The sequence below is a fragment of the Bacillus sp. ISL-57 genome (genome assembly GCF_018613135.1).
Taxonomy (GTDB): domain Bacteria; phylum Bacillota; class Bacilli; order Bacillales; family DSM-1321; genus Peribacillus; species Peribacillus frigoritolerans.
Genome location: NZ_JAGGQV010000012.1, coordinates 18,269 through 42,739 on the forward strand (window position 1 = coordinate 18,269; position 24,471 = coordinate 42,739).

The 24,471-nt window shown below is 39.2% G+C and carries 26 protein-coding genes and 4 pseudogenes; 26 read left to right on the plus strand and 4 right to left on the minus strand.

Annotated elements, in window-relative coordinates; all coding sequences use genetic code 11:
* From J7I90_RS16690 to J7I90_RS16735, 11 genes are all read left to right on the plus strand, one after another.
* Positions 1-312, plus strand: coding sequence for a hypothetical protein (locus tag J7I90_RS16690; RefSeq protein ID WP_214772956.1), 312 nt, complete (start codon positions 1-3; stop codon positions 310-312).
* Positions 293-1,411 (plus strand): baseplate assembly protein, encoded by a 1,119-nt coding sequence (locus J7I90_RS16695; RefSeq protein WP_214772957.1) that lies wholly within the window; start codon positions 293-295, stop codon positions 1,409-1,411. Before J7I90_RS16690 ends, J7I90_RS16695 begins: the two co-directional genes overlap by 20 nt.
* The gene (locus tag J7I90_RS16700; RefSeq protein ID WP_214772958.1) at positions 1,404-2,372 is read left to right on the plus strand and encodes a phage tail protein I; all 969 of its coding nucleotides are present in this window, start codon (positions 1,404-1,406) and stop codon (positions 2,370-2,372) included. Before J7I90_RS16695 ends, J7I90_RS16700 begins: the two co-directional genes overlap by 8 nt.
* Positions 2,372-2,668, plus strand: a complete 297-nt coding sequence (locus J7I90_RS16705; protein ID WP_214772959.1) for a hypothetical protein — start codon at positions 2,372-2,374, stop codon at positions 2,666-2,668. Before J7I90_RS16700 ends, J7I90_RS16705 begins: the two co-directional genes overlap by 1 nt.
* A gap of 14 nt (positions 2,669-2,682) precedes the next feature.
* The gene (locus tag J7I90_RS27465) at positions 2,683-5,259 is read left to right on the plus strand and encodes a hypothetical protein (protein ID WP_251025341.1); all 2,577 of its coding nucleotides are present in this window, start codon (positions 2,683-2,685) and stop codon (positions 5,257-5,259) included.
* A complete protein-coding gene (locus tag J7I90_RS16715) occupies positions 5,259-5,501 on the plus strand; it encodes a hypothetical protein (RefSeq protein ID WP_214772960.1) in 243 nt (80 codons plus the stop codon). The genes J7I90_RS27465 and J7I90_RS16715 overlap by 1 nt, the downstream gene beginning before the upstream one ends.
* Entirely contained in the window at positions 5,494-5,619 is a 126-nt protein-coding gene (locus J7I90_RS27815; protein ID WP_285289441.1) for a hypothetical protein, read from the plus strand. The genes J7I90_RS16715 and J7I90_RS27815 overlap by 8 nt, the downstream gene beginning before the upstream one ends.
* Before the next feature lie 172 nt (positions 5,620-5,791).
* Complete coding sequence (locus J7I90_RS16720; protein WP_214772961.1) at positions 5,792-6,349, plus strand: hypothetical protein; 558 nt, start codon at positions 5,792-5,794, stop codon at positions 6,347-6,349.
* 113 nt (positions 6,350-6,462) lie between these two features.
* On the plus strand, positions 6,463-6,741 hold the full coding sequence (locus J7I90_RS16725) for a hemolysin XhlA family protein (protein ID WP_251025342.1): 279 nt from the start codon (positions 6,463-6,465) through the stop codon (positions 6,739-6,741).
* Between the two features lie 13 nt (positions 6,742-6,754).
* Positions 6,755-7,000, plus strand: coding sequence for a phage holin (locus J7I90_RS16730; protein ID WP_214772962.1), 246 nt, complete (start codon positions 6,755-6,757; stop codon positions 6,998-7,000).
* A gap of 56 nt (positions 7,001-7,056) precedes the next feature.
* Entirely contained in the window at positions 7,057-8,205 is a 1,149-nt protein-coding gene (locus tag J7I90_RS16735; protein WP_214772963.1) for a peptidoglycan-binding protein, read from the plus strand.
* 161 nt (positions 8,206-8,366) lie between these two features.
* Here the strand turns inward: J7I90_RS16735 and J7I90_RS27470 are convergent, their stop codons facing one another.
* Together J7I90_RS27470 and J7I90_RS16740 are read right to left on the minus strand one after the other, a co-directional pair.
* Positions 8,367-8,633 (minus strand): hydrolase, encoded by a 267-nt coding sequence (locus J7I90_RS27470; RefSeq protein WP_082609221.1) that lies wholly within the window; start codon positions 8,631-8,633, stop codon positions 8,367-8,369.
* Between the two features lie 591 nt (positions 8,634-9,224).
* The gene (locus J7I90_RS16740) at positions 9,225-11,132 is read right to left on the minus strand and encodes a galactosyltransferase-related protein (RefSeq protein WP_214772964.1); all 1,908 of its coding nucleotides are present in this window, start codon (positions 11,130-11,132) and stop codon (positions 9,225-9,227) included.
* 327 nt (positions 11,133-11,459) lie between these two features.
* Here J7I90_RS16740 and J7I90_RS16745 point away from each other — a divergent pair, with 327 nt between their 5' ends.
* Complete coding sequence (locus J7I90_RS16745) at positions 11,460-11,891, plus strand: AAA family ATPase (RefSeq protein WP_214772965.1); 432 nt, start codon at positions 11,460-11,462, stop codon at positions 11,889-11,891.
* A gap of 98 nt (positions 11,892-11,989) precedes the next feature.
* On the plus strand, positions 11,990-12,883 hold the full coding sequence (locus tag J7I90_RS16750; protein WP_214772966.1) for an ROK family protein: 894 nt from the start codon (positions 11,990-11,992) through the stop codon (positions 12,881-12,883).
* Between the two features lie 873 nt (positions 12,884-13,756).
* On the opposite strand, the gene J7I90_RS16755 is transcribed toward J7I90_RS16750, so the two are convergent.
* On the minus strand, positions 13,757-14,602 hold the full coding sequence (locus tag J7I90_RS16755) for a helix-turn-helix domain-containing protein (protein ID WP_214772967.1): 846 nt from the start codon (positions 14,600-14,602) through the stop codon (positions 13,757-13,759).
* Positions 14,603-14,833: 231 nt separating this feature from the next.
* Here J7I90_RS16755 and J7I90_RS27820 point away from each other — a divergent pair.
* The 13 genes and pseudogenes from J7I90_RS27820 to J7I90_RS28280 form a co-directional block, all read left to right on the plus strand.
* A pseudogene (locus J7I90_RS27820) lies at positions 14,834-15,193 on the plus strand (DEAD/DEAH box helicase); the annotation flags it as partial.
* Positions 15,194-15,280: 87 nt separating this feature from the next.
* Complete coding sequence (locus J7I90_RS27825) at positions 15,281-15,781, plus strand: helicase-related protein (protein WP_285289446.1); 501 nt, start codon at positions 15,281-15,283, stop codon at positions 15,779-15,781.
* A complete protein-coding gene (locus J7I90_RS16765; protein ID WP_214772969.1) occupies positions 15,774-16,466 on the plus strand; it encodes a ComFC family protein in 693 nt (230 codons plus the stop codon). Before J7I90_RS27825 ends, J7I90_RS16765 begins: the two co-directional genes overlap by 8 nt.
* 99 nt (positions 16,467-16,565) lie before the next feature.
* On the plus strand, positions 16,566-16,979 hold the full coding sequence (locus J7I90_RS16770; protein WP_214772970.1) for a TIGR03826 family flagellar region protein: 414 nt from the start codon (positions 16,566-16,568) through the stop codon (positions 16,977-16,979).
* 226 nt (positions 16,980-17,205) lie between these two features.
* Positions 17,206-17,469, plus strand: coding sequence for a flagellar biosynthesis anti-sigma factor FlgM (flgM, locus tag J7I90_RS16775; protein WP_063595755.1), 264 nt, complete (start codon positions 17,206-17,208; stop codon positions 17,467-17,469).
* A gap of 80 nt (positions 17,470-17,549) precedes the next feature.
* Positions 17,550-18,038, plus strand: a complete 489-nt coding sequence (locus tag J7I90_RS16780) for a flagellar protein FlgN (protein WP_214772971.1) — start codon at positions 17,550-17,552, stop codon at positions 18,036-18,038.
* A gap of 30 nt (positions 18,039-18,068) precedes the next feature.
* Positions 18,069-19,628, plus strand: coding sequence for a flagellar hook-associated protein FlgK (gene flgK, locus J7I90_RS16785; RefSeq protein WP_214772972.1), 1,560 nt, complete (start codon positions 18,069-18,071; stop codon positions 19,626-19,628).
* A gap of 15 nt (positions 19,629-19,643) precedes the next feature.
* Positions 19,644-20,522 carry a flagellar hook-associated protein FlgL gene (gene flgL, locus J7I90_RS16790; RefSeq protein ID WP_214772973.1) on the plus strand — a complete coding sequence of 293 codons (879 nt, stop codon included), beginning with the start codon at positions 19,644-19,646 and terminating at the stop codon, positions 20,520-20,522.
* A gap of 44 nt (positions 20,523-20,566) precedes the next feature.
* The gene (locus J7I90_RS16795) at positions 20,567-21,145 is read left to right on the plus strand and encodes a DUF6470 family protein (protein ID WP_214772974.1); all 579 of its coding nucleotides are present in this window, start codon (positions 20,567-20,569) and stop codon (positions 21,143-21,145) included.
* Between the two features lie 8 nt (positions 21,146-21,153).
* On the plus strand, positions 21,154-21,597 hold the full coding sequence (gene fliW / locus J7I90_RS16800; RefSeq protein WP_214772975.1) for a flagellar assembly protein FliW: 444 nt from the start codon (positions 21,154-21,156) through the stop codon (positions 21,595-21,597).
* Positions 21,597-21,830, plus strand: a complete 234-nt coding sequence (gene csrA, locus J7I90_RS16805) for a carbon storage regulator CsrA (protein WP_063595761.1) — start codon at positions 21,597-21,599, stop codon at positions 21,828-21,830. Before fliW ends, csrA begins: the two co-directional genes overlap by 1 nt.
* Before the next feature lie 139 nt (positions 21,831-21,969).
* A pseudogene (locus J7I90_RS28275) lies at positions 21,970-22,323 on the plus strand (flagellin N-terminal helical domain-containing protein); the annotation flags it as partial.
* An 897-nt stretch (positions 22,324-23,220) separates the two neighbouring features.
* A pseudogene (locus J7I90_RS28280) lies at positions 23,221-23,478 on the plus strand (flagellin); the annotation flags it as partial.
* Positions 23,479-23,981: 503 nt separating this feature from the next.
* Here the strand turns inward: J7I90_RS28280 and J7I90_RS28150 are convergent.
* Positions 23,982-24,152: pseudogene (locus J7I90_RS28150) on the minus strand (IS5/IS1182 family transposase); the annotation flags it as partial.
* Positions 24,153-24,471 lie beyond the last annotated feature (319 nt).

Here is a 24,471-nt window from a genome sequence, read left to right on the forward strand (position 1 = left end):
ATGTATGAAATAATCCCCTTGAAAGTTATCGATTTTGGAGCTACTGGCAACTTAGCCATCTTACAAAATGCGCAATTTGTTCTTTCTACGGTTATAAATACTTGTTTCATGGACCGTGAATTTGGGTGGGAACCCCCTATTGATGATCCAAGCGAACAAGCAAAAGTGCTTATGTCTGCCCAAATTGTTGAAGTCCTAGAAAAAACCATACCTGAAATTTCTATTGAAGAAGTTTCATTTGACGAAGAGTTTGAGACTGGTAAAATATTTCCCCGCGTAAAGGTGGTGATTAATGATGGAAGCCAGATTTAATTTACCAGATATTGAGTTTGTTGAAGTCGATGCCGAAGAATTGGAGAATATGGCTATCTCAAAGTTCGAAGCATTACAAGGGGTAACGTTAACTGAATCCGATCCTCGAAGAAAATTTATTGCTTCGATTGCCTTTATTGGTACGACATTGGCAAATAATATCGACTTTACCGGAAAACAAAATCTTCTGGCCTATTCAACAGACAACTTTTTGGACCATTTAGGGGTAAAGAAAAATGTATTTCGATTGGAGCCGATAGCAGCAACCACCACTTTTCGATTTGAAGTGGAAAGCCCGGTTGACTTCTCGATTCCAAATGGGACCCGTTTCTCTATCAATGAAATCATTTTCTATACAATTGAAGAAAAAGTCGTGAAATCCGGTACTACTATAGTCGACATTCCTGGTGTATGTGAAGAAGTCGGTACAGTGGGAAATGATTTTTCCCCTGGACAAATAGCAGATTTAGTGGATCCTTTACCATGGGTTTCGAGAGCATATAATCTAACGAAAACTGAAGGTGGGGTCGATTGGGAAGATGATGATTCCTACGCAGACCGTATTCGTCGTGCAAATTCACAATATAGTACTGCAGGTCCGGAAGACGCTTACCTATACCATGCGAAATCAGCTAATTCATTAATCATTGACGTTTCCGTTTTTTCGCCTAGCGAGGGAAGAATAATTGTTGTGCCTCTTTTAGAGAATGGGGCAATTCCAGACGATTTGATTATAAATCAGGTATTCGAAAAGCTAAATCATCGTACAGTTAGACCTTTAACTGATCATGTAGTTGTTCAAAAACCGGAAGAAATTTTTTACGACATTGAAGCTACGTATTATGTTTCTTCTGAAAAAGCAAATGTACTACCAGATATACAAAACGCAGTTAATCAAGCGATAGAAGATTATCAAATATGGCAAAAAAGTAAATTGGGTAGAGGAATCGATTCAAGTGAATTAAACGCCAGAATACAGGAAGCAGGGGGGAAAAGAATTTCAATAAACAGTCCCTCTTCTTTTATTCCTCTAACCAAAACGCAAGTTGGAAAAGCAAGGCTGGTCACAGTTACATTTGGGGGAGTTATAAATGATTAAGACCTTAAATAACTTTGAACTTCGAGATTTTATTCCCCCATCTTTAAAAAAGGATACTGAAATAGTGGCTATGGCAGATGCCTTGACGCCCATCTTTCAGATGATTTATGAAAAAACGAAACTAATTAAGCAATTTGAAGGAATCCCCGACAATTTATTGGACTTCATCGCGTATGAAGAAATAGTGGATTTCTATGAAACAACAATGTCGGTGGAAGAAAAAAGAGCATTAATAGATAGAGCACAGATCGTCCATCAATTAAAAGGAACACCAGCAGCCATTGAAGAAGTCGCAGGTATATTCTTCAAAAATGCCAGAGTAAGAGAATGGTTTGAATATGGAGGGGATCCATATTATTTCAGGATTGAAACAGATGAAACCTTTAAAAGTGAAGTAGATATCGCCCGGTTATTTCGCCTTATCGAAACAACCAAAAGAAAGAGCTCTCGTTTAGAGGGGGTTTTGTTTAAAGGGGATGGCGGCTTTCAAATTCAAGCTGTCCGAAACGAAGAAGAAAACAATAATATTCATTTGCAGTTGATTTGTGGTGTGGCAGTGGCTGGCAAATGGCCGACAATATCGACACTTGGCCGGATTGTTGAGAGAGAGGTTCAAGTTAAATCCAGTCCTATAGAAAAAAGCAGCAGTACGTATCCATTTACGGCTGCTATTTATGCTGGAGAAACCATGCCTTTCTCAAAGACACCACCAAATGATTTTACCAGCTATTTTGGAGGTTCATTAGACACTTCTCAGGAAGTCATAAAAGTATCTAGTTCATATCCAGTTATTTCGGAAAGCTTAATGCCGCAACAACTTTTAACGGGATACGAAAAAAAATATGAACAAGAAGGCCGTTATTATGATCAAAACATTGAAGCTTCCTCTCAATTTACTGCATTAACCAAATGGAATTATATCTGTGGGACATTCGTGGCAGGAAAGGGGGTTAACTCTTAATGGCTATCAGTACAACTGGACACACCAAGATGAAGAATTGGTTAAAAGGATTAATTAAAGAAGGTCGCTATATTATAAACGGTTCAACCAAGACAACGCCTATTTTTAGCATAAATGAAAGTGGTGATATTATCACTTTCTATTTGTACTTTAATGATGAAATTAGTGGTTCTATTACAAAGTTTCAATTAGTGGATCAGGATGGCGCTATTTTTGACGATCAACCTGACAACATTTCTAAATCAGGAATCAACGGATTGCTCGTTGCCTTTAAATATACAATCAAAAGAGTGTAAGGGATGTGAGTTAAATGGTTTATGCAAAAACAGAATGGAAAGATCACGTGGTGGATGCGACAACCGGATCCATTATTCAGCAAGGAACACCGGTAAGTGCAACAAATTTAAATAAGATTGAAAAAGGAATAGAAGACGCACACGCCCAGCTGGAAGGAGCAGGACGAGCTACCCAAACCTTACAGCATGGTGTATCTATCTTAAACGGAAATAACACGGCGCCTGTAGACATTCAGATTGAAGGACGGACTCTTGTTTCTTTGGGGAACACTCCATTAGATCCTTTAAAGAATTATGTACTTGCTGATAAAAGAACAAAGCTTAAATTTACGAATAATACTTATCAAGGTGTATCCAAGTTCACTGGAGAAAACGGAAAACCTCAAATCACTCGCATTGCGAATTTCGAGGGCAAAGTTAGCGGCAGTACGTTAGAGAATCCACATATCATGAAAAGGACTCAATATGGAGCCACCGGAAATGAAAACGTGCTTCTATCGCCTTCAAGCTTCCCTTTGGAAAGCGACGGAAATATTTATGGTTATGTAACAAAATTAGATGGGGGATTAACAGCCCTTAGTAATTCAAAGAATGGGAATATAGCGCAGCACCTTTTTTCATTCGACCTTATAGCCGAAGTTGAGAGACAAATAGGCCGTATACCGCGCCAAGACGTTGCGGGCAAAGTGCAGTGGTTAAAGGATAACCTTTCAGGACTTACTTTCAATTGGTACGGTCTAGGAAATGGCGTTGGAGGCAATAGATCAAATATCGCAATATGGCGTGTAGATACGCAAGTGTGGGATTCAATTACCACTAACACAAATAGCTCAGTAGGAAAACTATTTATAAACAGCACACAGTTTACTTTGCGGGTAGACCCTAACGGTTTCATACACTTCATAGCATATGCCGAAGCTTCTGACGGGGTAACACCTTCTATAATCAATACCGACTATGCAGAACTGGAAATTGGACTGAAACAAGGGGCAGTATTATTTGATCCATGTATTCCTTTGTACGAAGTTCCTGCCGATGAATACACGAAAATTTTGGTGGACTGGAACGATACGGAAGTAATTAACCGTTATCCAAAAGTCCAGGGTGTACAGCATTTACAGAACCCAGTAATTATGGCAGAGGGTGAAAATATGGCCCCTCCCTTTAATGAATGGACGATTCATGCAAATGCTAAAGCTATCTCTCCGTATGAGTTAGAATTAAACTCTACAGGAAGCAACCAGAGTTCCATGGCTTCAAAATTCCCTATAGTTGCGGAACAATCTTATATTGCATATATGGATGAAGTGGCGAACGGTGGATTCTATGTGGAATACTTCGATGCTAATAATGCATATATTTCCGGTGTTTATGATAGAACACAACCAACGATTTTAAAACCGCCAGTGAATGCAAAAATGATGACATTAGGTGTTCGGAATACGGGTGGATTTATTGGTAAAGTAACATTTAAAAACTTGATGTTAACGGTTGGAACCGTAAAGAAACCATTTGTTCCGAGAAACCCTTCATACTTGTATGCACAGACTAAGTTAGGGCAGATTGGTACAGCAAAAGATCGTTTATATAAGGACGGTCAGGATTGGAAGTTGAGAAAAGAGATTGAGAAGGACGTCATTTTAGACGGATCCTTGAACTGGTTATTTACTAATGATTATCCCGGATTTAAACAAGTCGGTTGTGGGAATGTGTTTGGGAATGCGAATACAATTGCCGCCACTCATATATTAAATAAGTTTGATGGGAAATCGTTAAGACATGTATCGCCATCTTATATCTATGATGTGGCTGATAAGTTCAATATTGCCAATGATAATAAGTTATATATATCACTTTCTGATACAGAAACAGGTTGGGGAGAAACATATACACCGATAGCTGACGAAATCAAAGCGTACTTTAATGGATGGCAAGCGAAGACCATAGACGGAACAGGAAAACCGACAGCTTGGAAGTCACTAGTTGATGGAGCAGATGCACCGACACAAACCCTTGCTTATGTATCAGCAAATAAAGTGCCAAACTTTACACCTTATAAACTTAGCTATATATTAGCTTCACCTGTAATGGAAAACGCCAATGATAAAGTCGAAGGCGATATTTCAGTTAATGGATTAACACAAATCGAAGTTGGGTCCGGGATTATTGTGCGGGAGAAGGTTACACCATCTTTAAATGGCGCAACTAACACTCGTTACTATATAAATGATGTTGTATATGGTTCGAAATTATCTAAATCCCCTGTTAACAAAATACTTGCAGTATATAAAAATTCAATTCCAGATAATAAATGGGTTTCTCTATATGATAATAATGCCTACGGGAAACATCGATTATATATAGAAAAAGCAGACTACGACCCAACAGCTGAATACACCGTAACATACCAGGTTTATGATCGTGAAAAATACACTGTAAACGTGGTAAATGCCCTAGCCTCATTTGCCAATAACATTCGTGGGGCGTTGGAAGATACAGTGAAAAAAGTTGAGGATACCGCAACAAACGTTAGTATTAACGCCATGTTATTATATGACGTTTTAAAAAGATTGAAAGCTGGTGGCCTGTAATGGATGAATTATTAGATAGAGTTTTGGTAGCAGTCGGAAAGACTCGTGAGGAATATGATCGTGAAGTCGAGGAACAAAAAGGTAAATCCCTAATCAATCAAGACGTTTCTTCCCTTGCTGAAGTAACGGCTTTTTTAATTGTCAATACGGAAACAATGGCCCAGGTTAATGCGGAATTAATGAAAAAGGTTTTCGAAATGGAACAAAGAATTGAAGAATTGGAGGGAAACGTAAATGCCTAATTTTTATATTACTGCAGTTAGATACGGACTTTTATCCATCGAAAAGGTTCCTTCAAGTTATCAGAGCGAAGTTCGAGAAGCTTTGGGATTATCAGAAGAAGTAACAGAGGAATTCTAAGCCCCTACCGAGTAGTAGTAAACCGGAAAAGTCAATCGTTACGCGGGTTACTTATAAGCATTCGTGAAGGGGGGCTTTTAATTTCATTGAATTTTAATTGGAAATATTGGACAATGTTACAGTAGGCGTTTGTATTGACAATTATTATTCGGAAATGTAGGTGAATGTCAAAATGGAGTTATACGTAAAAGAAGTAATTGATTCCGCGATTAAGGCTGTGTGGAAAAAAGATATTCAAAAGGATTATAATGATAAATTTTTACTCAAAGAAGATACTTTGAAAAACTCATTCTATTATCATTTGAGAATGAGGCTAGGAGAAAGATTTTTAATAGATAATAATATAAGAATTTATACCGAATTTAAATTTCTAGAAGAAAGAATTGACTTAGTAGTCGTGGAAGTCGATCCCAATAAAACATCCCTTGTACAATTAAGTGATTGTGTAAAAAAGATAATATCTGTGATTGAAATGAAGTATAAAAGCAAGGAAGTAAGTGAGTTTTGTTTTGATAAAGATATTATTAAGATCATGAAATATAAAGATGTTATGGACAATGAGACCATGTTTTACACGGCATTTTTAAGAGAAAAGTCATTTAAACCTGAAGAAGTTACTCATTGGCTACCTGATGAAGATGTTGAAAAAGCTAAAGGGAGAGTAACAGAGCTATATTCATATATAAACAGTGAACTTAACGATATGGAATGGCTTATTAAGGTACACTAATTATAAATAAAAACAAAATCCTAGTCGCCTATGGCGGCTTTTTATTATGCATAAAAACATCCTAGACATACAGAGAGATAGAGAGAATTTTATGTTAAAGGGGGAAGTGGCCATTGGAGGAGATTGGAGTGGACATATGGAAGCAAACCATCCAAAAAGACATCGAAGAACTAAAAAAAGATAATAAAGAATCCAAAGAAAAGATAGTTGAATTAAAAAGGGTTACGGATTTTCACGAAAGAGACATCAAGGACATTAAGGACACTTTGAAGGAAATTAATGAAGATACCAAATGGCTAAAGCGAACTATTACAAACGCTATCGTTACAGCAACTATATCCGCGGTTATTGGCGGTGTAATAGCGATCGTCTTCACTGTTTGGAAAGGATAAGGAGGAATATAGAATGGATATAGCAAAACAATATGTAGCAATGATAGGCGGTGCACTTGGTGCACTGCTTTTGTTTTTTCAATCAATTGGTTTTCAGGTTGAATGGTTCAATGAAAATACGATTAATACATTTATTAATTTTTTAACAGCGGCCATTCCCCTTGGGTTTGTTTTGTATGGAGTATATAAGAATCAATATGTGTTATCAAAGAAATCACAGAAACAAGAAGAAGTCTTGAAAAAGAATGGATTAAAATAAGCTGCCCATTGGGTGGCTTTTTATTTTGGATTTTAATTAGAAGGAGACGATGAAAAATGAATTTTACTAAACTTCATCAATTGGTTGATAAAAGAGGTAAATTAAAATCAAAAGGCACTTATTCAAAGCGAACCAAATCAATTACTCACCGTGTATGGCATCATTCATTAACAAATAAGGATTTGGCTGGATCTGATGCTGAAAGCTTCGCGGATTACCATGTAAATACACTCGGTTGGCCTGGATGTGGCTATGCGTTTGTTATTGAGCCTAAGAATCTAATTAATACTCCGAATGGTAAAAGGGCGAGGATTGTATATGCCAATGATATTAACCGTCGGACCTACCATGTAGGGAATAGCAATCAATTCTCCCTTGGTATCTGCGTTGCTGGTGATTATCGCTATGACACGATGGATGATGCTACTCTTGCAAGTATTGCAGATCTACACGCTGCACTTGTTATAGATGGGATAGGTAAGTATGACAAAGCCCATAATGAAATGCCAGGTTATAGCTGGAAAGCTTGTTGTCAGTATAACTACAGAGATGCTTTTGACTGGAAAGGCTCAAAAAATCCAGCCAAACCAACTCCGGCACCTGATGTTTATACTATCCAAGAAGGGGACACTTTATGGAGCATTGCACATAAGGATGGAACTGGCGGCGTGCAAGTTGAAGATTTAATTAAAGCGAATCCTGGTATAGATCCAACTAAACTAAAAATTGGTCAGAAAATCAACTTCGGAAATGCTAAGGAGGTTATTGTAGAACCCGAAAAAAATGAGGAAGACAAAACTTCGAACAGTGGAGATGAAACAATCAGATCCATTCAAAAAATCTTAAATAGCCGTTTTAAAGCTGGTCTTATTGTTGATGGATTTAATGGCCTTAAAACCAAATCAGCACTTATCAAAGCACTACAAACTGAACTTAATAAACAATTTAATAAAAAGTTAGTTGTGGATGGAAAGTGGGGAGTTAAAACTAAGGCTGCCATCGTCACAGTCGAAAAAGGTGCAAAAGGCAATCTTACATGGATTCTACAGGCAGCACTTTATTTGGAAGGATATAACCCTGGATCACTTGATTCTATCTTCGGAAAAGATACTGAATCAGCATTATCTAAATTCCAGAAAGCTAATAAGATAACTGTAGATAAGAAAGCAGGTAAAGCTACTTTCACTAAATTGTTTGCAGCATAATCAATAGCCCTTACTCGTATTGAGTAGGGGCTCTTTTTTTTGTTGAAGCTCTGTAAAAGGTGTTGTTGAATTTCTTAATGAACTAAAGGGGCAGGATAGTTCAATACAGTGTCTTTAATAAAAGAAGATTCTTCAAAAGTGAAGAATCCCCCTAAATGTTATTACTCGATGCGAAGGGCTTGAATGTCTCGGCAGTCAACAAAAATGACAGTACCAGGTTCTGTCTCTTCGTCTCTGAATCGGGCACAACAAGTATTGTTGTCAAAGGCACGGAAGATAACATCTTCAAGAACTGTGCCTCCAGATAAAAAAACGTCTACTTCTGTACCAGGACGCAAACGGCGTAAAGTATTACATACACATCCATTGCACCTGTTTCTACGAGATGAACTGGATTGACGACTCGATGAATTTCGACTTGACATCATTACATCCCCCTTTCAATAGCTTGTCTTACTTTAATAACATATGAAAGGGAAAACAATCAGGAGTGGACAAAGTGATGGATTGGTTGGCACATTTTCGAGCTAATTTGTCTTGTTTTTTTGCTCCTTGGGCTACGAGGGACAGACAAGACACACTACCATGAAAATTAAACACTAATAATCAGGAAAAAGACCATATTAAATAAAACGCAAGCTTCAATTTTTTGAGTTAGCTTAAGAACGGAGCTGTCTTTAAGACAGCTTTTTCTTATGGCACTAACGGGGCAGTTTAGCTGAAGAAGGATTGGTATAAAATTTATTAAGTTGGATTGTTTATTGGTCATCTAGATTGATATTAAAGGTTTTTTATCTTTCACTTAAAATAATTTAATACAAAAGAGAAAAAGACTATGAGCAAAATTATGAGCATTTTCATGATCAGAGTAAGGAACTTTTCCTTACCCTGATCCATATTAAAAGTTTTTTGTAAGGACTTAACTAAAATGTGTCCATGAAACTATACTAACTCCATTATGTTGATCGAGTATCATATGAAAAAATCGAGTGCATGACTTATACTCAAATACATTTACTCTAAATAAATTCACTTCTTTTTATCGGATCTACATTCCCAAGCTGAAAAACAGATGGTCCATACCAAGGGTTACTCTGGGCATTGATGTCTCTCCACCAAAAGCAAACTTCACCATTTATTAATTTGCATACTACCCCAAATTCACCTGAATGAGTTTCAAATAATATAGGAATTCCCGTAACATCTCTAGCGAATGTCTCAGATTTATACCATTTCCCCCCCGGGTGTTGCCAATAGTGGGTTAAAGTAGAACCTGAGCGAACGATAAGCTCTAAACCAAATTTACCTTTTATCGGAAGTGAAATAGAATAATTATTTGGATTGTCTTCATACCATGGATATTCCTTGTTTGTATACAGTTCTGAATTATGGCCCTTTTCAATATGTTGGATTAATCTCCTGACAGGATCAGCTTTGTCTCGAATAATGGGATGACATAGATAACCGCTATTGTTAGTAAGGTAGTATATCATTTCATCCATTGTAAAGTAAGGACGATAACGTATCATCTTTGAGTCCAAAGAGTTTGGATATTTTTTTTGCCTGAATCCAAGTTCCTTTGCCATGTTTACAAAGAAAATCTCATCCATCCCCCAGGAAGTGGTTTCTATTAAAGCTTTTCTTAACTTTCCCTTCCTTTCTGGTTCAAGTAATGCTTTAACAATAGGCCTCGAAATTACCTGTCCAACATTGAAAACTCCATACAAAGGATCTATATTAAATAATTTCTTCCATCTATTAACGTCTTTCTTAAGTTCCCTTCCAATATACCAATCTTTACTTGGAATCCTAAAGTTCACCCCCATGTAATCCGTATCTTTCATTTCATTTTGAATAAATTCTTCATATCCTTTTTTGATAAACAAAGCATCTGAGTCAATATTAATAAAATATTCATACTGAATCCCTAATTGTTCCAACCATTCCATTGTGTCAAGAAAATAAATGGTAGTATGCCCATACTTTAATTTACGACTAGAGGGGCAAACAGGAACACCTAGACCTTCACAAAGCGCCCTATCAAATCCCCCGTTGTATAAGACGATTGCACTGTTAGGGCAAAAATAACGGACATTATTAATTAGTTGCTTGACTAACTCTCTATTTTCATGAACAAGGATGGCAAAACAAACTTTACTTTTAGGTGATCTCATATATGCATTTTCATTGCTGTTTAAAATCTCAATATTATTAATTTGTATCTTTTCTATATTATTCTTCCGTTCAGAAATAAGATTGGTCATTACCTTCTTATTTCCACTTGCGCGTTTATAAAGGCTGAGAAGTTCTAGATTCTCTTTACCATTTGGATTTGTTCCGTAGTTTGAAACAGGATGCCATACGTGATAAATTTCTCCTGTAATATTCGCTAATTTACCACAAAGTGTCTGGACAGAAAGTGAAAAAGCATCATCTTCGCCTCCCCAGCCACTAAACCGTTCATCAAACCCTCCGACTGCCTCAAAGTTCACTTTGGGTATGACAATAAGTTTTCCCGCAAATCCTGTGTAAATCCAATTTGCTTTGGTACATTCATCAGATTTAACATCAATAGGCCACTTTGGTTCTGTTTTAAGTAGTCTTTCTGTTCCTGACCTTTCAATATCATAAATTTCAGTAAAAGGAACTACCCATGCTGCTTCATTAAGTACCTCTATCGCTTTAACAATAAGTTTAGGGTCATAAACGATATCCGCATCAGCAATTACAAAAATTTCTCTTGTTGCTTTTTTAGCTGCTAAGTTTACAGCCTTGGATTTATTAATTTTATCGTTATCGATTATACCCAAGCATAATTCAGCTTCGGGCATGCTACGTTCATAATACTGTTTAATCCATTTAAATGCTTCCGCTCTTGGGCCATTGTCTGTTTGGAAAGGTATTATTATTGAAACCTTTTCTAACAAAATTCTCCTCACCTACCTTGTTATTAATAAAAAGATGAATCCAAGTGTTGAAGATACTATACGTAATTTGAAGAAAGTTTGACACAACTTTAAATCATCCCTTTCTAAATAGTTTACTGTTCCCCATTAAATCCCCATGTATAGTGGGAAATAATATTAAATCCAATTCCTCTATATATAAAATTTTTTTCACAAAATTGATTGATTTGCCCCTTTCAAATCAACAATCGTTCGCATTTTATAAAGTAATGTACTGATGCATGATTTGAGATGGGTTTACAGTTTCTGAGTGCGGGTGGTGCAATTTCTGATTTGGAGAGATGAAATGTGAAACTAGGTATCATGTGCGGAATCCCATTAAGTGGTAAATCAACATATGCTAAAGTTCTACAGAGCCACGGATGGGTACGTGTATCCATTGATGACCTCAGGCTTTCTTTACATGGTCAAATTTATAAAGCTGAGGCTGAGCCACAAGTGTGGAAAATAGCTGAACTTATGGTCAGGTCGTTGCTAAAAAGTGGTCATAAAGTAATTGTAGATACCACAAACAGAACAAGAAAGCGTCGTAAACAATGGAGACGTGTAGCTAAAGAATTTGGGCTAACGTTAGAAATTTACCAAGTGGATACAGATTATGAAACATGTAAAGCAAGGAACAAAGATCTAATGCGACTACCTCAAGATGTATTAAAACAAATTCATAAAGAATACCAAAAACCGACATCGGATGAGGGAACTATTATTATGGTAAATTAGGAATCGTATTCAATATAAATAGAGGTGATAATTCCTCGAACCTACTTAATATTTTTATAAAAACCATGGTGTATAGGGTAATGATAGGAGGAATGTAAGTGAAAAAGTATATTTCTTTTGATGTCGGCGGGACAAAAGTAAAACACGGACTCTTATTAGAGGACGGAACTATTCTTTCACAAGGCAGTTACAGTACCCCGTGTACAAATCTAGATAAATTTATAATAAAAATGGTAGAAACAATTAATATGTACTTAAGAAATAATCATGTGTTGGGTGTAGCTATAAGTTTACCAGGCTTTATTAACCCGTATACAGGTTACTCAGAACAAGGAGGTGCTGTTACCGCGTTAATTAATCAGAATTTAAAGAATTTATTAGAAGCAAAAGTTCCTCTACGGGTTGAAATTGAAAATGATGGAAACTGCGCTGCTATAGCAGAAAAAACAAGTGGGAATGCCCAAAATTGTACCGATTTTATATGTGTCACAATTGGCACTGGAATCGGAGGGGGGATTTTTGTTGACGGTAAACTTTTACATGGTCACAGATTTAGAGGCGGTGAATTTGGTTTTATGATTACTCAAGCAAATGGGGGAAATGTCGGTGATATTTGGCACTCCTCAGGTTCAACTTCCGCCTTAATTAGGAGCTATAATAAACTTAAGGGAATAAGTGAAAATGAAAAAGTTAAAGGAGAGACCGTTTTTTCAGAGGCTACTAAAAGTAAATCGGTAAAAAAACTTATTGACGAATGGGCTAGAAATATTAGTTATGGAATTTTCAACCTAGCAGCAACTTTAAACCCACAAAAAATTTTAATTAGTGGCGGAGTATCCTCCCAACAGGATTTGTTATCTACTATTAAAAAACAACTAGATGAGCTCCCTTGGTGGAATGATATTAAGATTCCTGTTGAACTATGTAAACATCGAAATAACGCAGGAATGATTGGGGCAATGTATCATTTAATTCAAAAACAAAGATTATAAAAACTTATTATTTAAGTTGCGGTTCACCTTAATGGATGTAACCGAAAACAATAAATAAAGGCTTTGAATACTGGCATCCCTCTAGGATTTCTCCATCTATCGTCTGTCAGCAACCGGACTCCCATGGTACTTACCCGGGTTGGACTTTCACCAATTAGCAATCAACTATTCAGTTGAATAAGAAAAGCGATGCCCTATATATCAGCATCGCTCCTTTAAGATGTAGAGTCGGCCTATATGAAATTTGTAATCTAATCGGTCAGCATACATAAATAGAAAATGTGCAGAAAGAAGAATATCAAATTCTCCATCCTTAAACGGTAAGGAAGGGAAAGTAACGGGAATGTATCGGTCACTCGATTCCCTCATATCCCTAACACAATCGTTTAAAGCACTTAAACGATTTTTTCTAAGACCTTCTATATCTTTGAAATTCCCAAATATAATTACTTTTTGCATTTTGCATATGCTCCATAGCGTGTTCAATATCCTGAAGAACTTTATTTTTAGGTCTTCACCCGAATGATAATACGCAATATCACAAGCTGTTGCATCTAAACCTGATTTGTTACCAGTAGCAGTAAAAGAACAAGCCCCTGCTGGACAATCCAGTATTTTTTTCCCTTCAGTTCTTCTACCGAAAGTGAAAACATATCCAGATACTCTTCAAAGGTTCTTTCAATAAAAATAATTCTTTCTAAATCTAACTTTGTACTTTACTCAACTAAACTCGCCTCTTATAAAAAGAATTAAATTTATATTATCAAAACCTATTGGAAAAATTAACCTTTACTATTTTTATTGTTCAACTATTCTGCCCTGTTAGTTCCATAAGAATAAAATTTTCTGGGCGGGTAAAAACCTTTTATGAGATTAATTAAGGTTGTCCATAAAATCCGCATCAAAGTAAAGATTATTCATAAGATTGTTTACAATCCCATTGAAATAAGCAAATGGTCCTTTATGCATGTTAACTCCACTTTTAACCTTCATAGCAAATTCATTGAATGCTTTGGTGCCTATTTCTAATTCTTGTTTACCTGTGAATGCCCGTTTGTTAGTAGAATAATCAACCACTCTATTACACTGCTTAATAACCTTCCAGAATTCCTGTATAGTTTCAGCTTTTTCGTAGAATGACCCTACTAGGTTACTAAATACACCTGGAACCCAATGAGCAACAAAATTCGCTTGTTTTAAAGAGTTTTCTAGAGAATTATCCACATGAGAGAATTGAGCAACGGCTTTACGTTTATTGTTTTTAATATTTTGTTTTAAGAAAAATGTAGTTGTTTTAATGGCCGGACACTTCTTGGACAATTTCACAGGGGTCTTGCCGGACATTTTATCTTTCACAGGGTTGATGATAATAGCGTTGGCTGTTTGCATCATATCTTTTTTTCTTTTCATAGGTACCTGGCGGATCATGCCAAGGTCTTCAAGTTTTTTCATTAAACGTTGAACGGTTTTATAAGAAATTTCAAGCTTAGCTGCAATGGTATTTTTACACATATAGCTCACACCGATTTGCTTGCAGCTGTGACGCTTTAATAGTTCCAGTAAGGTAATAAGTCTTGATTGTACATCTGTACGTTTTATATCCACACGAATGATGTCTCTGTATACTCGTACTGTTTTATTTAATTCTTCAATATCTGTGAAAGAAGATAAATTGTTATATGATTCATCATTTGCGATTACGTCAATACGTTTCTTCATACTAAATCTGCTCCCTTTTAAATAAGAAAAGCAACGGTTCGCTTGAATCAAGACAAACCATTGCTAACCATCCGCATCTGTAATAAAATGCATGTGAAGGGTACAGCAGGAGTTTGCCTAGTCTAGTTAGGCGAATGGTTCAAAAAGTGTTACCAGCACTTTCTGAACACGTTGTGCTCTTCTTTTTTTTGGTTTGCATTTTTTTAGTATTCAGAACGGGCTACCTGCGGGGCAGGGAAGACGGAAGTGTTATTTCCAGCAATTGAGGCAGCCTTGCTTGCCGGGAAAAGGATTTGTTTGGCAACACCGCGTACCGATGTCGTTCTCGAACTCTCCCCAAGGTTAAAAAAAGCTTTTCCTGCCATTGAAGTCACGACCCTCCATGCCGGCAGTGAAGATCGGCATGGTTTTTCGCCACTGACCGTTTCCACGACCCATCAGCTTTTCCGTTTTATTGAAGCTTTCGATGTCATCATCGTTGATGAAGTCGATGCGTTTCCCTACTCAATGGATGATTCGCTGCATTATGCGGTTAATAAATCGAAAAAGGTATCCGCGGCAACCATCTACTTGAGCGCCACACCTTCGAAGAGCATGCAGCGGCTATACCGAAGCGGCAAATTGAAAGCCTTCATAATCCCGGCCCGTTATCATCGCCAGCCTATCCCCGTCCCTGAAATGAAGTGGAGCGGCAATTGGCAAAAACTATTTCTTCAACAAAGGATTCCCTCCAAAATCAACGCATGGGTAAGTGAACGACTTAACCAGAATATCCCCTTCCTATTGTTTTTTCCAAGCATCAGAGTGATGGAGCAAGTCCTTCCGCTGTTTCAAAGGCTGTCTCCTGAATTATCGATTGTCCACTCCAGGCACCCTGATCGAAAGGAAAAAGTAATGGCCTTAAGGAATGGACTCGTTCCGGGATTACTGACCACGACCATCCTTGAACGGGGCGTTACAATCGAGCGGCTGGAAGTGGCCGTGATCGGTGCTGAACATGAAGTGTTTTCTGATAGTGCTCTCGTTCAGATAGCCGGCAGGGTAGGGAGAAGCTTTGCGAACCCTTCCGGGACAGTCACCTTTTTTCATTACGGTAAAAGTGAATCGATGGCCAAGGCGGTCCACCATATACAAATGATGAATAAAAATGCCATGAAAAGGGGGCTGCTGGATGAATAGATGTCTAGTTTGTGATGAAGGAATGAAGCAAGCTTTGACATGGAGGAGCCTGCTTAAGCAGGCCGAGGCAAGGGTAATCTGTGAAGGATGTGAGGGGAAACTTAATAAGATAACAGGAGAAACATGTTCAATGTGCTCAAGGGAGCTGGGAAGGGATCATATGACCGGTGACCTCTGTCTCGATTGTTCAAGATGGGAAAGAAATAGCGAATGGAGCGGCTATTTGACGAAGAACATATCGCTATTTCACTATAATGAATACTTAAAAGACATGATTGCTAAATATAAGTACCGTGGTGATTATGCATTAGCTGAGGTTTTCGTCCCTTTTTTGAAAGAAAGGTTAAAGGACATGGAATTTGACCTGGTAACGGTCATCCCGCTTAGTCATGAACGGCTTAAGGAGCGGGGATTCAACCAGGGACAGGCTTTGGCAGATCTAGTTGGACTTCAGACGGTTGAGATCTTGACAAGAATCCATACCGAAAAACAATCAAAAAAATCACGTCAAGAGAGAATGTCATTACCGCAGGTTTTTCAGGTCATGCAATCAGATTTGCTGGAGCATAAATCCATTTTGATCATCGATGACATTTACACGACAGGCACAACTCTCAGGCATGCAGCAAAGGCATTGATAATGGCTGGGGCCAAAGAAGTATCATCGATCACCCTGGCTAGGTGAAAAAGCTTATTTTAATAAAACTTCCTAAAGTATCGCCGGGATTATTCGATATATACAGTACTGAAGAATAATCGCTGTGATGGTGAAGGAGGGGCCTCAATGGAAGTATTCAACTGTCCAAGCTGTAATTCGTTATTCGTTATGACGAAATTCCGTGATGTGTGTGATGCCTGTTATAAAGAAGAAGAAGCCCAATATGATAAAGTGTATGCTTATATTCGCAAGAAAATAAATAGAACGGCGTCCATGATGCAGGTGGTTAAGGAAACCGGCGTTGAAGAAACGTTAATTATTAAATTTGTGAGAACAGGAAAGCTGAGAATTTCGCAGTTTCCCAATCTCGGAATTCCATGTGAAAAGTGTGGCGCCAACATCAATAGCGGACGGCTATGCGGCAAATGCAGCGATTCACTGCGTACGGATTTGCAGGCGTTTGAAAATGAGGAAAAGCGCCTGACTGAAATTAAAGGAAATGATAAAAAAAATACGTACTACATGAAGGATGATCAATAAAGATAAATCATGGTAACATGATGTCGTTTTTGTTAAAATATTCGATATTGAGAACAATATTCGACAATGGGTGTCGAAGGAAAGATTACAGCAAACAATTAAAGAAATCCGTTCCTTGTCGATAATAACGATAGGGAGAATAACACAGTCCAGAGCCATTTTCATGTGTTAAGGAATCGAAATATAATGGGATTTATAAAATCGACCGAAGGAGAGGATCTGGAATATGAAAATCAATAACGTCGGTATGACAGGTGTTAACCCTTATAATCTTCAAGCCAATAAAACGGGGAATATCAAAGAATCCAAGGTGAAATCCTCGGATAAAGTTGAAATTTCTTCAGCGGCAAAAGAAATGCAGCAATCATCTCCGATTCTTGCTGCAAGACAAGCAAAAGTGGATGAACTGAAAATCCAGGTTGAAAAAGGAAATTATAAATTGAATGCACAAGCAACGGCTAAGGGTCTCATCGATTTTTACCGAAAATGAATTTTCCATGAAAAAGAAGCTTGAATGAAGTGGACGGAGCCAGTTTCCGTCCTTCATTTATGAGCGGAGGAGGCAGCGAAATGACTGCACGGAACATCATCGGATCGCTTGAAAAATTGATCAAGCTTCATAAAAGCTTCAATCAATTGGCGATAAGAAAAACGGCCATTTTGAAAGCGAATGATACCGAGGCGATTAGTGCCCTGCTGATTTCGGAACAAAAGCATATTAAAGCGATCAGTCAGGCGGATAAGGAAAGAGAAAGGGCAGTCGAGGAATTTCTTGGAGCCAATGGAACGGCGGGACAGCCTGCCTCCATCCATACCGTGACGGAACTGACAGGACCAGAAGAAACGGAAGTCCTTCAAATGCTAAAGGCGGCATTGATCGATGAAGTGGCAAAGCTGAAGGAGCGGAACGGTTTAAATCAACAATTGATCTATCAGTCCCTTCAATTCATCAATGTCTCTTTGGATATGCTGAGACCTCAGCACCAGAACCTGAATTATGGGAATTCGGTTGGGAAAACGACGAAAATCGGCATGGGAATGTTTGATTCCAAAGCATAAAAAGCAGAAAAAAGATGGAGGTGCGAGCAAATGATTTCAACCTTTATGGGTCTTGAGACCGCCAAACGCGGGTTATCCACCTCTCAAGGGGCCTTGTATACAACAGGAAATAATGTGGCCAATGCCAATACATTAGGATATTCAAGGCAGCGGGTCAATCTGATCCAGACGTCGGGCTTTCCTACTGTTGGTTTGAATAGCCCGCGCGTTGCCGGCCAAATCGGGACAGGGGTGGCAGCTGAAACGGTTCAACGGATCCGCGACAGTTTCCTGGACGCACAATACAGGACACAAAGTAATAAAATCGGTTATTACGGGGCCATGAGCGAATCCCTTACGAAAATGGAAGGCGTCATGAACGAACCGACCGACAGCGGATTGGCCGCCACGATGGAGAAGTTCTGGAATTCGCTGCAGGGGCTGACGGCGAATACGGAAAACTCCGGGGCGCGTGAAGTCGTTGCCTCGACGGGCGTCATGGTCGCGGATACCCTAAACTACTACTATAACTCGCTAACGAACGTTCAAACGGATATCGGCAATCAGATAAACGTCAAAGCGAACGAAATCAATACGCTCATCAGCAGTATTGATCAGCTTAACCAACAGATCAGCAAAGTGGAGCCGCATGGCTATATCCCCAATGACCTTTATGATAAACGTGATGTGCTCGTGGACAATCTTTCACAGCTTGTCAGCATTAAAGTGAATAACGTCATTCCGACGGATTACGGCAGAGCCAGCGATGTGGCCACAGGTCTATACAATATCGAGTTGATGCAAGAAGACGGTTCGTCTTTTGTGCCGCCCATCAATCTAGTCAGTGTTAACCAAACCGGGATGGTGGGAACTTCGAAAGTTGAAGTTAGCCATGATAAAACGACAGGTATGGTGGACGGATTGAAGTTCGGTTCGAAAACACTGACGGATTACAATTTCTCGGGGGAACTGTCCGGCTTGATCAAAAGCTTCGGCTATAAGAAGGCTGATGGCACGACCGGCGGCGCTTATCCTGATATGCTGAAAAAGCTCGATAATATGACGGCGGCTTTCGTGAATGAGTTCAATGCGATCCATAAACAAGGGTATTCCTTAGGTGATGGCAACACTTCAACTTTGAACTTCTTTGAACTTGAAACTGGTAAGAGTGCTGCCCAAAGCATCAAGGTGAATGGTGAAATCGTGAAGGATCCCACAAAAATTGCCGCAGGCGGTAAAAGCGGAGGGGCATCCGGGGATAATGAAAATGCCAAACTCCTGGCTGACCTTAAAAAGAAAGCGTTCAGTGAGTACTCGACTAAAGACCAAAACTCCGATGAATTGACGGGAAGCTTCGACACCTATTATTCGGGTATCATCGGAAAGCTTGGTGTGGATTCCCAAAGCGCCCAAAAGAACCTTTCCAACTCTGTCGTCCTTGCTGCTTCAGTCAATCAAAATAGGGAGTCGGTCAGTTCCGTATCCCTTGATGAAGAAATGACCGACATGATCAAATTCCAGCAGGCATACAACGCATCTGCAAGAATGATGACGATGATGGATGAAATGCTCGACAAAATCATAAACGGAATGGGTACAGTAGGCCGATGATAGGAGGAGACGAATATGCGGGTAACGCAATCGATGCTAACCAATAATATGCTGAGCAATTTAAGCAGCAGTTACGAAAAGATGTCCAAGCTGCAAGAACAGGTTTCCTCTCAAAAGAAGTTCTCCAAGCCATCCGATAACCCAGTTGCGGCCATGATGGGCATGGGGTACAGGACAAACCTCAATCAAATAGGGCAGTATCAAAGTAACATTGCCGAGGCGACCAATTGGATTGACAGCACGGATGATGCCATTTCGGAAAGTGTTTCCGCCATGCAGCGGATTCGGGAATTAACCGTTCAAGGCAGCAATGGCACGTATGAAGGGGAACAACTGAAAACCATTACAGAAGAAATCAAGCAATTAAAAGAACATCTCATAACTCTTGGCGACACACAAATAGGCGGGAAATATATTTTCAACGGTCAGGATACGAATGTGAGGCCATCTTCCGTTAAAGATGGGAATGGAAATACGGTGTATGGCACAGGCGACATAAGCCTTGAAGTGTTTTCCGGGATTTCCCTTAAAATCAATACGGACGGTTCCAAGATTTTTGGGGATGCACTTGCTGCCGGCGGAAGCATCGACAAAACAATCGAAGCACTGGAAAACGGCGGTGACGTGAGCGGCACACTGGAAGGACTTGACGCAACGATAAATACGTTTTTAGGCATGCAGGCACAGGTTGGCGCAAGGCAAAATCGGATTGAGCTGATGACGGACCGTCTCAAGCAGCAGGAGGTTTTTGCCACTGAAATCCTTTCGAAAAATGAGGATGTCGATATCGAAAAGGCGATCATGGATTTGACGACCCAGGAAAGTGTCCATAGTGCGGCATTAAGTATCGGCGCAAAAATCATGCAGCCGAGTTTATTGGATTTTCTTCGTTAAGCTATTCTTAAATGGATAGCTTTTTTCTATAAGGAGTGTTGATGATGCAAATTCCACAAATTAGATTGCAAACCACCCCAATGAAAATTGGATTGAATATAGAGCAGCCTGTACAGCAAATCGAACAGAAGGCAGCGGTCCAATCAATCGAACAGCCGCATGCAATCATGGAGATTCAAACAACTCCGGGCAAGCTGACGATCGATCAGTCACAAGCAAGGGAAGACATGGATTTGAAAAGCCTCTCAGTAAGAGTCGATGAATTTGCGCAGCAGGGATATCAGGATTGGCTGGCTGGTATGGCAAGACGTGCCCAGCAGGGGACGGAGTTGAGGCATATTGAAAAAGGCGGTAACCCACTCGCTGATCAGGCCAAGTCAAACAGCAAAGGGCCGGAGAAGCGATTCAACCTCGGCTGGATTCCCTCTCATTTCAGTGTGAAGCTTGACTACCAGCCGGCCCAAGTGAAGATTGAAGCAACCGCCCAAAAACCGATCATTGATGCTCAAATCAATAGGCCGACCCATACATACACACCAGGCAGTGCGGATGTCGAAATTCTACAAAAAAATGCGCTGGATATAGATTTCATCCATTTATATCCGGATGAGATAGGGAAGTGAAAACATAGATGATTCTACAAACAAAATTTCATGGCGAAATCGAATTGGCAGAGAAAGAGATTTATGTATTTGAAAACGGGATACCGGGATTTTTAGAAGAAAAACAGTTTTGCTTACTAGCTTTGGATGACACACCCTTTTTCGTTCTGCAATCGATAGAAACAACAGACCTTGCCTTCATCGTGACAGATCCTTTTGAAGTGTTTCATGATTACGAAGTGAAGCTTACGGATGAGGTGTTATCTTCTTTACAAATAGAAACGGAACGGGAAGTCATTACTTTCGTCATCTTGACGATTCAGGAACCTTTCAATGAAACGACGGCGAATCTCCAGGCTCCCATCATCATAAATGGGCCAAAAAAAGTAGGAAAGCAATTTATCATGAACGCTAGTGAATACCGTACAAAGCACAGACTGTTTGAACCTCCAGCAGAACAGGGGGGGAAATGATGCTCGTATTGACCAGAAAACCGAATGAAGCGATCATGATTGGCGATGATATCGAAATTACGATCCTGTCCATTGAAGGGGATCAGATCAAACTCGGCATCAATGCCCCGAAAAACGTCGACATCCATAGGAAGGAAATCTATCTGTCCATCCAGCAGGAAAATAGAAAAGCCTCCAAAACAGAAACCAATTTTCTGGAAGGCATAAATGAGTATTTCAAGAAAAAATCGTAAAATCCGCTAAATATGTTTCCATGCAGGTCGATATTAAGTATACAACGAAGGGCAGTGAAGTAGGCGGCCGACTTATTCACTGCCCATCGTAAACAACCACATGGACGTGGGAACTTAAAACTCAAGGAGGAAACAAAAAATGATCATCAATCACAATATCGCTGCTCTTAACACACATCGTCAGTTATCAAGTGCTTCTGCAAACCAATCAAAATCAATGGAGAAATTGTCTTCAGGTATGCGTATTAACAAAGCTGGGGACGATGCAGCTGGTCTAGCAATCTCTGAAAAAATGCGAGGGCAAATTCGTGGTTTGGACATGGCTTCTAAAAATTCTCAAGATGGTATTTCCATGATTGCTACTGCTGAGGGTGCTTTAAATGAAACTCATGACATCCTTCAACGCATGCGTGAATTATCAGTTCAAGCTTCTTCCGACACAAATAATGATAAAGACCGAGCTGAACTTCAAAAAGAATTAGACCAATTAATTGCTGAGACAGATAGAATTGCTAATACAACAGAGTTTAATACGAAAAAATTACTAAATGGTGACCTTTCAGGTGAAAAGGCAGCCCAAGTTGCTGTTGCAGAAGGTACAGCTGTTATGACAGATGCTGCTAGTACTAAAGTTTCTAAGGTTACTGGTGCTTTCACTGATACAACTGTAGGAACTCATGAGATGACAATTTCTGTTGGAACGCAGTCATCTGAAGAAACTGCTTTAAAATTTGCTTCTAATCAAAAACTAACTGATTTAGGTGTTACTGATACTACTGATATGACAATTAAAGTCGGTGGTGCTGCTGCAGTTTCAATTACTGGCTTAACAACCGAAAGTACAGTTCAAGACCTAGTTAATGCTATTAACACACAAGTTACTGGTGCTACTGCGACATTGTCAGATGAAGGTAAGCTTATGATTAACACTAATGCTACTGCCGATGCTTTGGTTATCGCTGATGCAACGGGTGGAGACATGTATAGTAAAATGTTTGCAGGTAGTACAAAAGTTGTGGGTAGTGCAACTAACCTTACAGTAGCTGACAAGTTCACAGCTGAAGATGGTACTGTTTCAACAAAAACTTACCGATTAGCTACTGGTAATACTGCAAGTGCTGTTGTAGGGAACGGTGTAACATTAGTGCATGATGGTACTAATAACCTTGCAGCAGGCACTGTGAAAATTGATTCTTTAGCAGCTCGTAATGCTGTAGCGGCTAAAACTGATTCATCTGCAACATATCAAATTGGTGCAAATGAAGGGCAAACAGTGAAAGTGGATATTGAAAAGATGGATGCAGAAGCTTTGGCACTTAAAGATACAACAGGTGCAACTGATAAAAATATAAGTATATCTTCAGCGAAAGATGCTGCAAAATCAATCACTATCATTAATAATGCTATTGAAAGTGTTTCTAGTGAACGTTCTAAACTTGGTGCATTCCAAAACCGTTTAGAGCACACAATCAACAATTTAGGTACTTCTTCTGAAAACTTAACAGCTGCGGAATCTCGTATCCGTGACGTAGATATGGCGAAAGAAATGATGAACCAAACTAAGAACTCAATTCTTTCTCAAGCTGCACAAGCAATGTTAGCTCAATCAAATCAAATGCCTCAAGGAGTTTTACAACTCTTAAGGTAATCGATCGAAGGGCGTCTAGCTTGGTAACGAGCTAGAGTATTACTGGGTGAATTGCTGGAACTTCCTAAAGCTTCATCAACCACAACGTAACTGGAAACGGTCAGCGTGAAGGTTTGAAAATGATGAAGATGAACCAATGGATAATCAGCAGCCAAGCTCCTATTCCGAAAGGATGGAGAAGGTTCAACGACTAGGATATACTGTCTAAGGCGAAAGCTATGACAATGAAATCCGTAGGGCAGCAAAAGCTGTTCGAAGTGCCCAGCTCCATGAAAACCATGGATGAAGATATAGTCTATTCTGTAATCGAAAGATACAGTCGCAAAGCAAGCGAACCAACAACCACAAGGCGTTCTTCAATTATTACGTTAATCTTTACCTGGTTTCATTCAAGAAAGACTCAAGATATTTTTATTGAGTCTTCAGTTGGTAGACAAAAAGGTGTCGGAGTGGTCTCATTCCGACACCTTTTTTATTTTTCAGGATTTGATGATTCAATAAAGATGTTCAACATACACATAATCATGCTTGCGGAAGAATCCTTCTTTTGTTGAGGTCGTGTATAGGGTAAAGCCGGTATGATTTCTTTGCCATAATGGTAGTTTGTAATGGCTGGGGCGGGTGTTTTGTAAGCTGCATTTGCTAACGGCTTCAGGTTTTCTAACTTTCCGAATATTCCCACTGGCTTTCTCGTGTACGGAGTTAGCAATACATGCTTGCACATATCCGTTTTCTTTCTGAAGCTCTCATTAAGATTCGATGGAAAATCTGGTCAAAAGACTGTAGGTAAAAAAAGAGCAATCTAACTGTTAAAACAAAGTTGATTGGAACGTAAGGTACGAGACTCCTGCGGGAATACGTGTCCAAGGGAGACCCCGCAGGCGCAAAGCGCCGAGGAGGCTCCCGGGCCGCCCGCGGAAAGCGAGTGCCTGGAGAGGAAATCAACGGTCAAATTTTAATAACCTAAAACAGCTGTTGACGCCAGATATTTTT

Bases quoted from the DNA above. Each gene is read 5' to 3' on its own strand.
- J7I90_RS16695 (WP_214772957.1), top strand. From the start codon at position 293: ATGATGGAAGCCAGATTTAATTTACCAGATATTGAGTTTGTTGAAGTC.
- J7I90_RS27825 (WP_285289446.1), top strand. From the start codon at position 15,281: ATGAAGTGGAGCGGCAATTGGCAAAAACTATTTCTTCAACAAAGGATT.
- J7I90_RS27470 (WP_082609221.1), bottom strand. From the start codon at position 8,633: ATGATGTCAAGTCGAAATTCATCGAGTCGTCAATCCAGTTCATCTCGT.
- J7I90_RS16690 (WP_214772956.1), top strand. From the start codon at position 1: ATGTATGAAATAATCCCCTTGAAAGTTATCGATTTTGGAGCTACTGGC.
- J7I90_RS16715 (WP_214772960.1), top strand. From the start codon at position 5,259: ATGGATGAATTATTAGATAGAGTTTTGGTAGCAGTCGGAAAGACTCGT.
- J7I90_RS16735 (WP_214772963.1), top strand. From the start codon at position 7,057: ATGAATTTTACTAAACTTCATCAATTGGTTGATAAAAGAGGTAAATTA.
- flgK (WP_214772972.1), top strand. From the start codon at position 18,069: ATGATTTCAACCTTTATGGGTCTTGAGACCGCCAAACGCGGGTTATCC.
- J7I90_RS16720 (WP_214772961.1), top strand. From the start codon at position 5,792: ATGGAGTTATACGTAAAAGAAGTAATTGATTCCGCGATTAAGGCTGTG.
- J7I90_RS16755 (WP_214772967.1), bottom strand. From the start codon at position 14,602: ATGAAGAAACGTATTGACGTAATCGCAAATGATGAATCATATAACAAT.
- J7I90_RS16730 (WP_214772962.1), top strand. From the start codon at position 6,755: ATGGATATAGCAAAACAATATGTAGCAATGATAGGCGGTGCACTTGGT.
- J7I90_RS16765 (WP_214772969.1), top strand. From the start codon at position 15,774: ATGAATAGATGTCTAGTTTGTGATGAAGGAATGAAGCAAGCTTTGACA.
- J7I90_RS16705 (WP_214772959.1), top strand. From the start codon at position 2,372: ATGGCTATCAGTACAACTGGACACACCAAGATGAAGAATTGGTTAAAA.
- J7I90_RS16780 (WP_214772971.1), top strand. From the start codon at position 17,550: ATGACTGCACGGAACATCATCGGATCGCTTGAAAAATTGATCAAGCTT.
- J7I90_RS27465 (WP_251025341.1), top strand. From the start codon at position 2,683: ATGGTTTATGCAAAAACAGAATGGAAAGATCACGTGGTGGATGCGACA.
- J7I90_RS27815 (WP_285289441.1), top strand. From the start codon at position 5,494: ATGCCTAATTTTTATATTACTGCAGTTAGATACGGACTTTTATCCATC.
- J7I90_RS16700 (WP_214772958.1), top strand. From the start codon at position 1,404: ATGATTAAGACCTTAAATAACTTTGAACTTCGAGATTTTATTCCCCCA.
- csrA (WP_063595761.1), top strand. From the start codon at position 21,597: ATGCTCGTATTGACCAGAAAACCGAATGAAGCGATCATGATTGGCGAT.
- fliW (WP_214772975.1), top strand. From the start codon at position 21,154: ATGATTCTACAAACAAAATTTCATGGCGAAATCGAATTGGCAGAGAAA.
- flgL (WP_214772973.1), top strand. From the start codon at position 19,644: ATGCGGGTAACGCAATCGATGCTAACCAATAATATGCTGAGCAATTTA.
- J7I90_RS16770 (WP_214772970.1), top strand. From the start codon at position 16,566: ATGGAAGTATTCAACTGTCCAAGCTGTAATTCGTTATTCGTTATGACG.
- flgM (WP_063595755.1), top strand. From the start codon at position 17,206: ATGAAAATCAATAACGTCGGTATGACAGGTGTTAACCCTTATAATCTT.
- J7I90_RS16795 (WP_214772974.1), top strand. From the start codon at position 20,567: ATGCAAATTCCACAAATTAGATTGCAAACCACCCCAATGAAAATTGGA.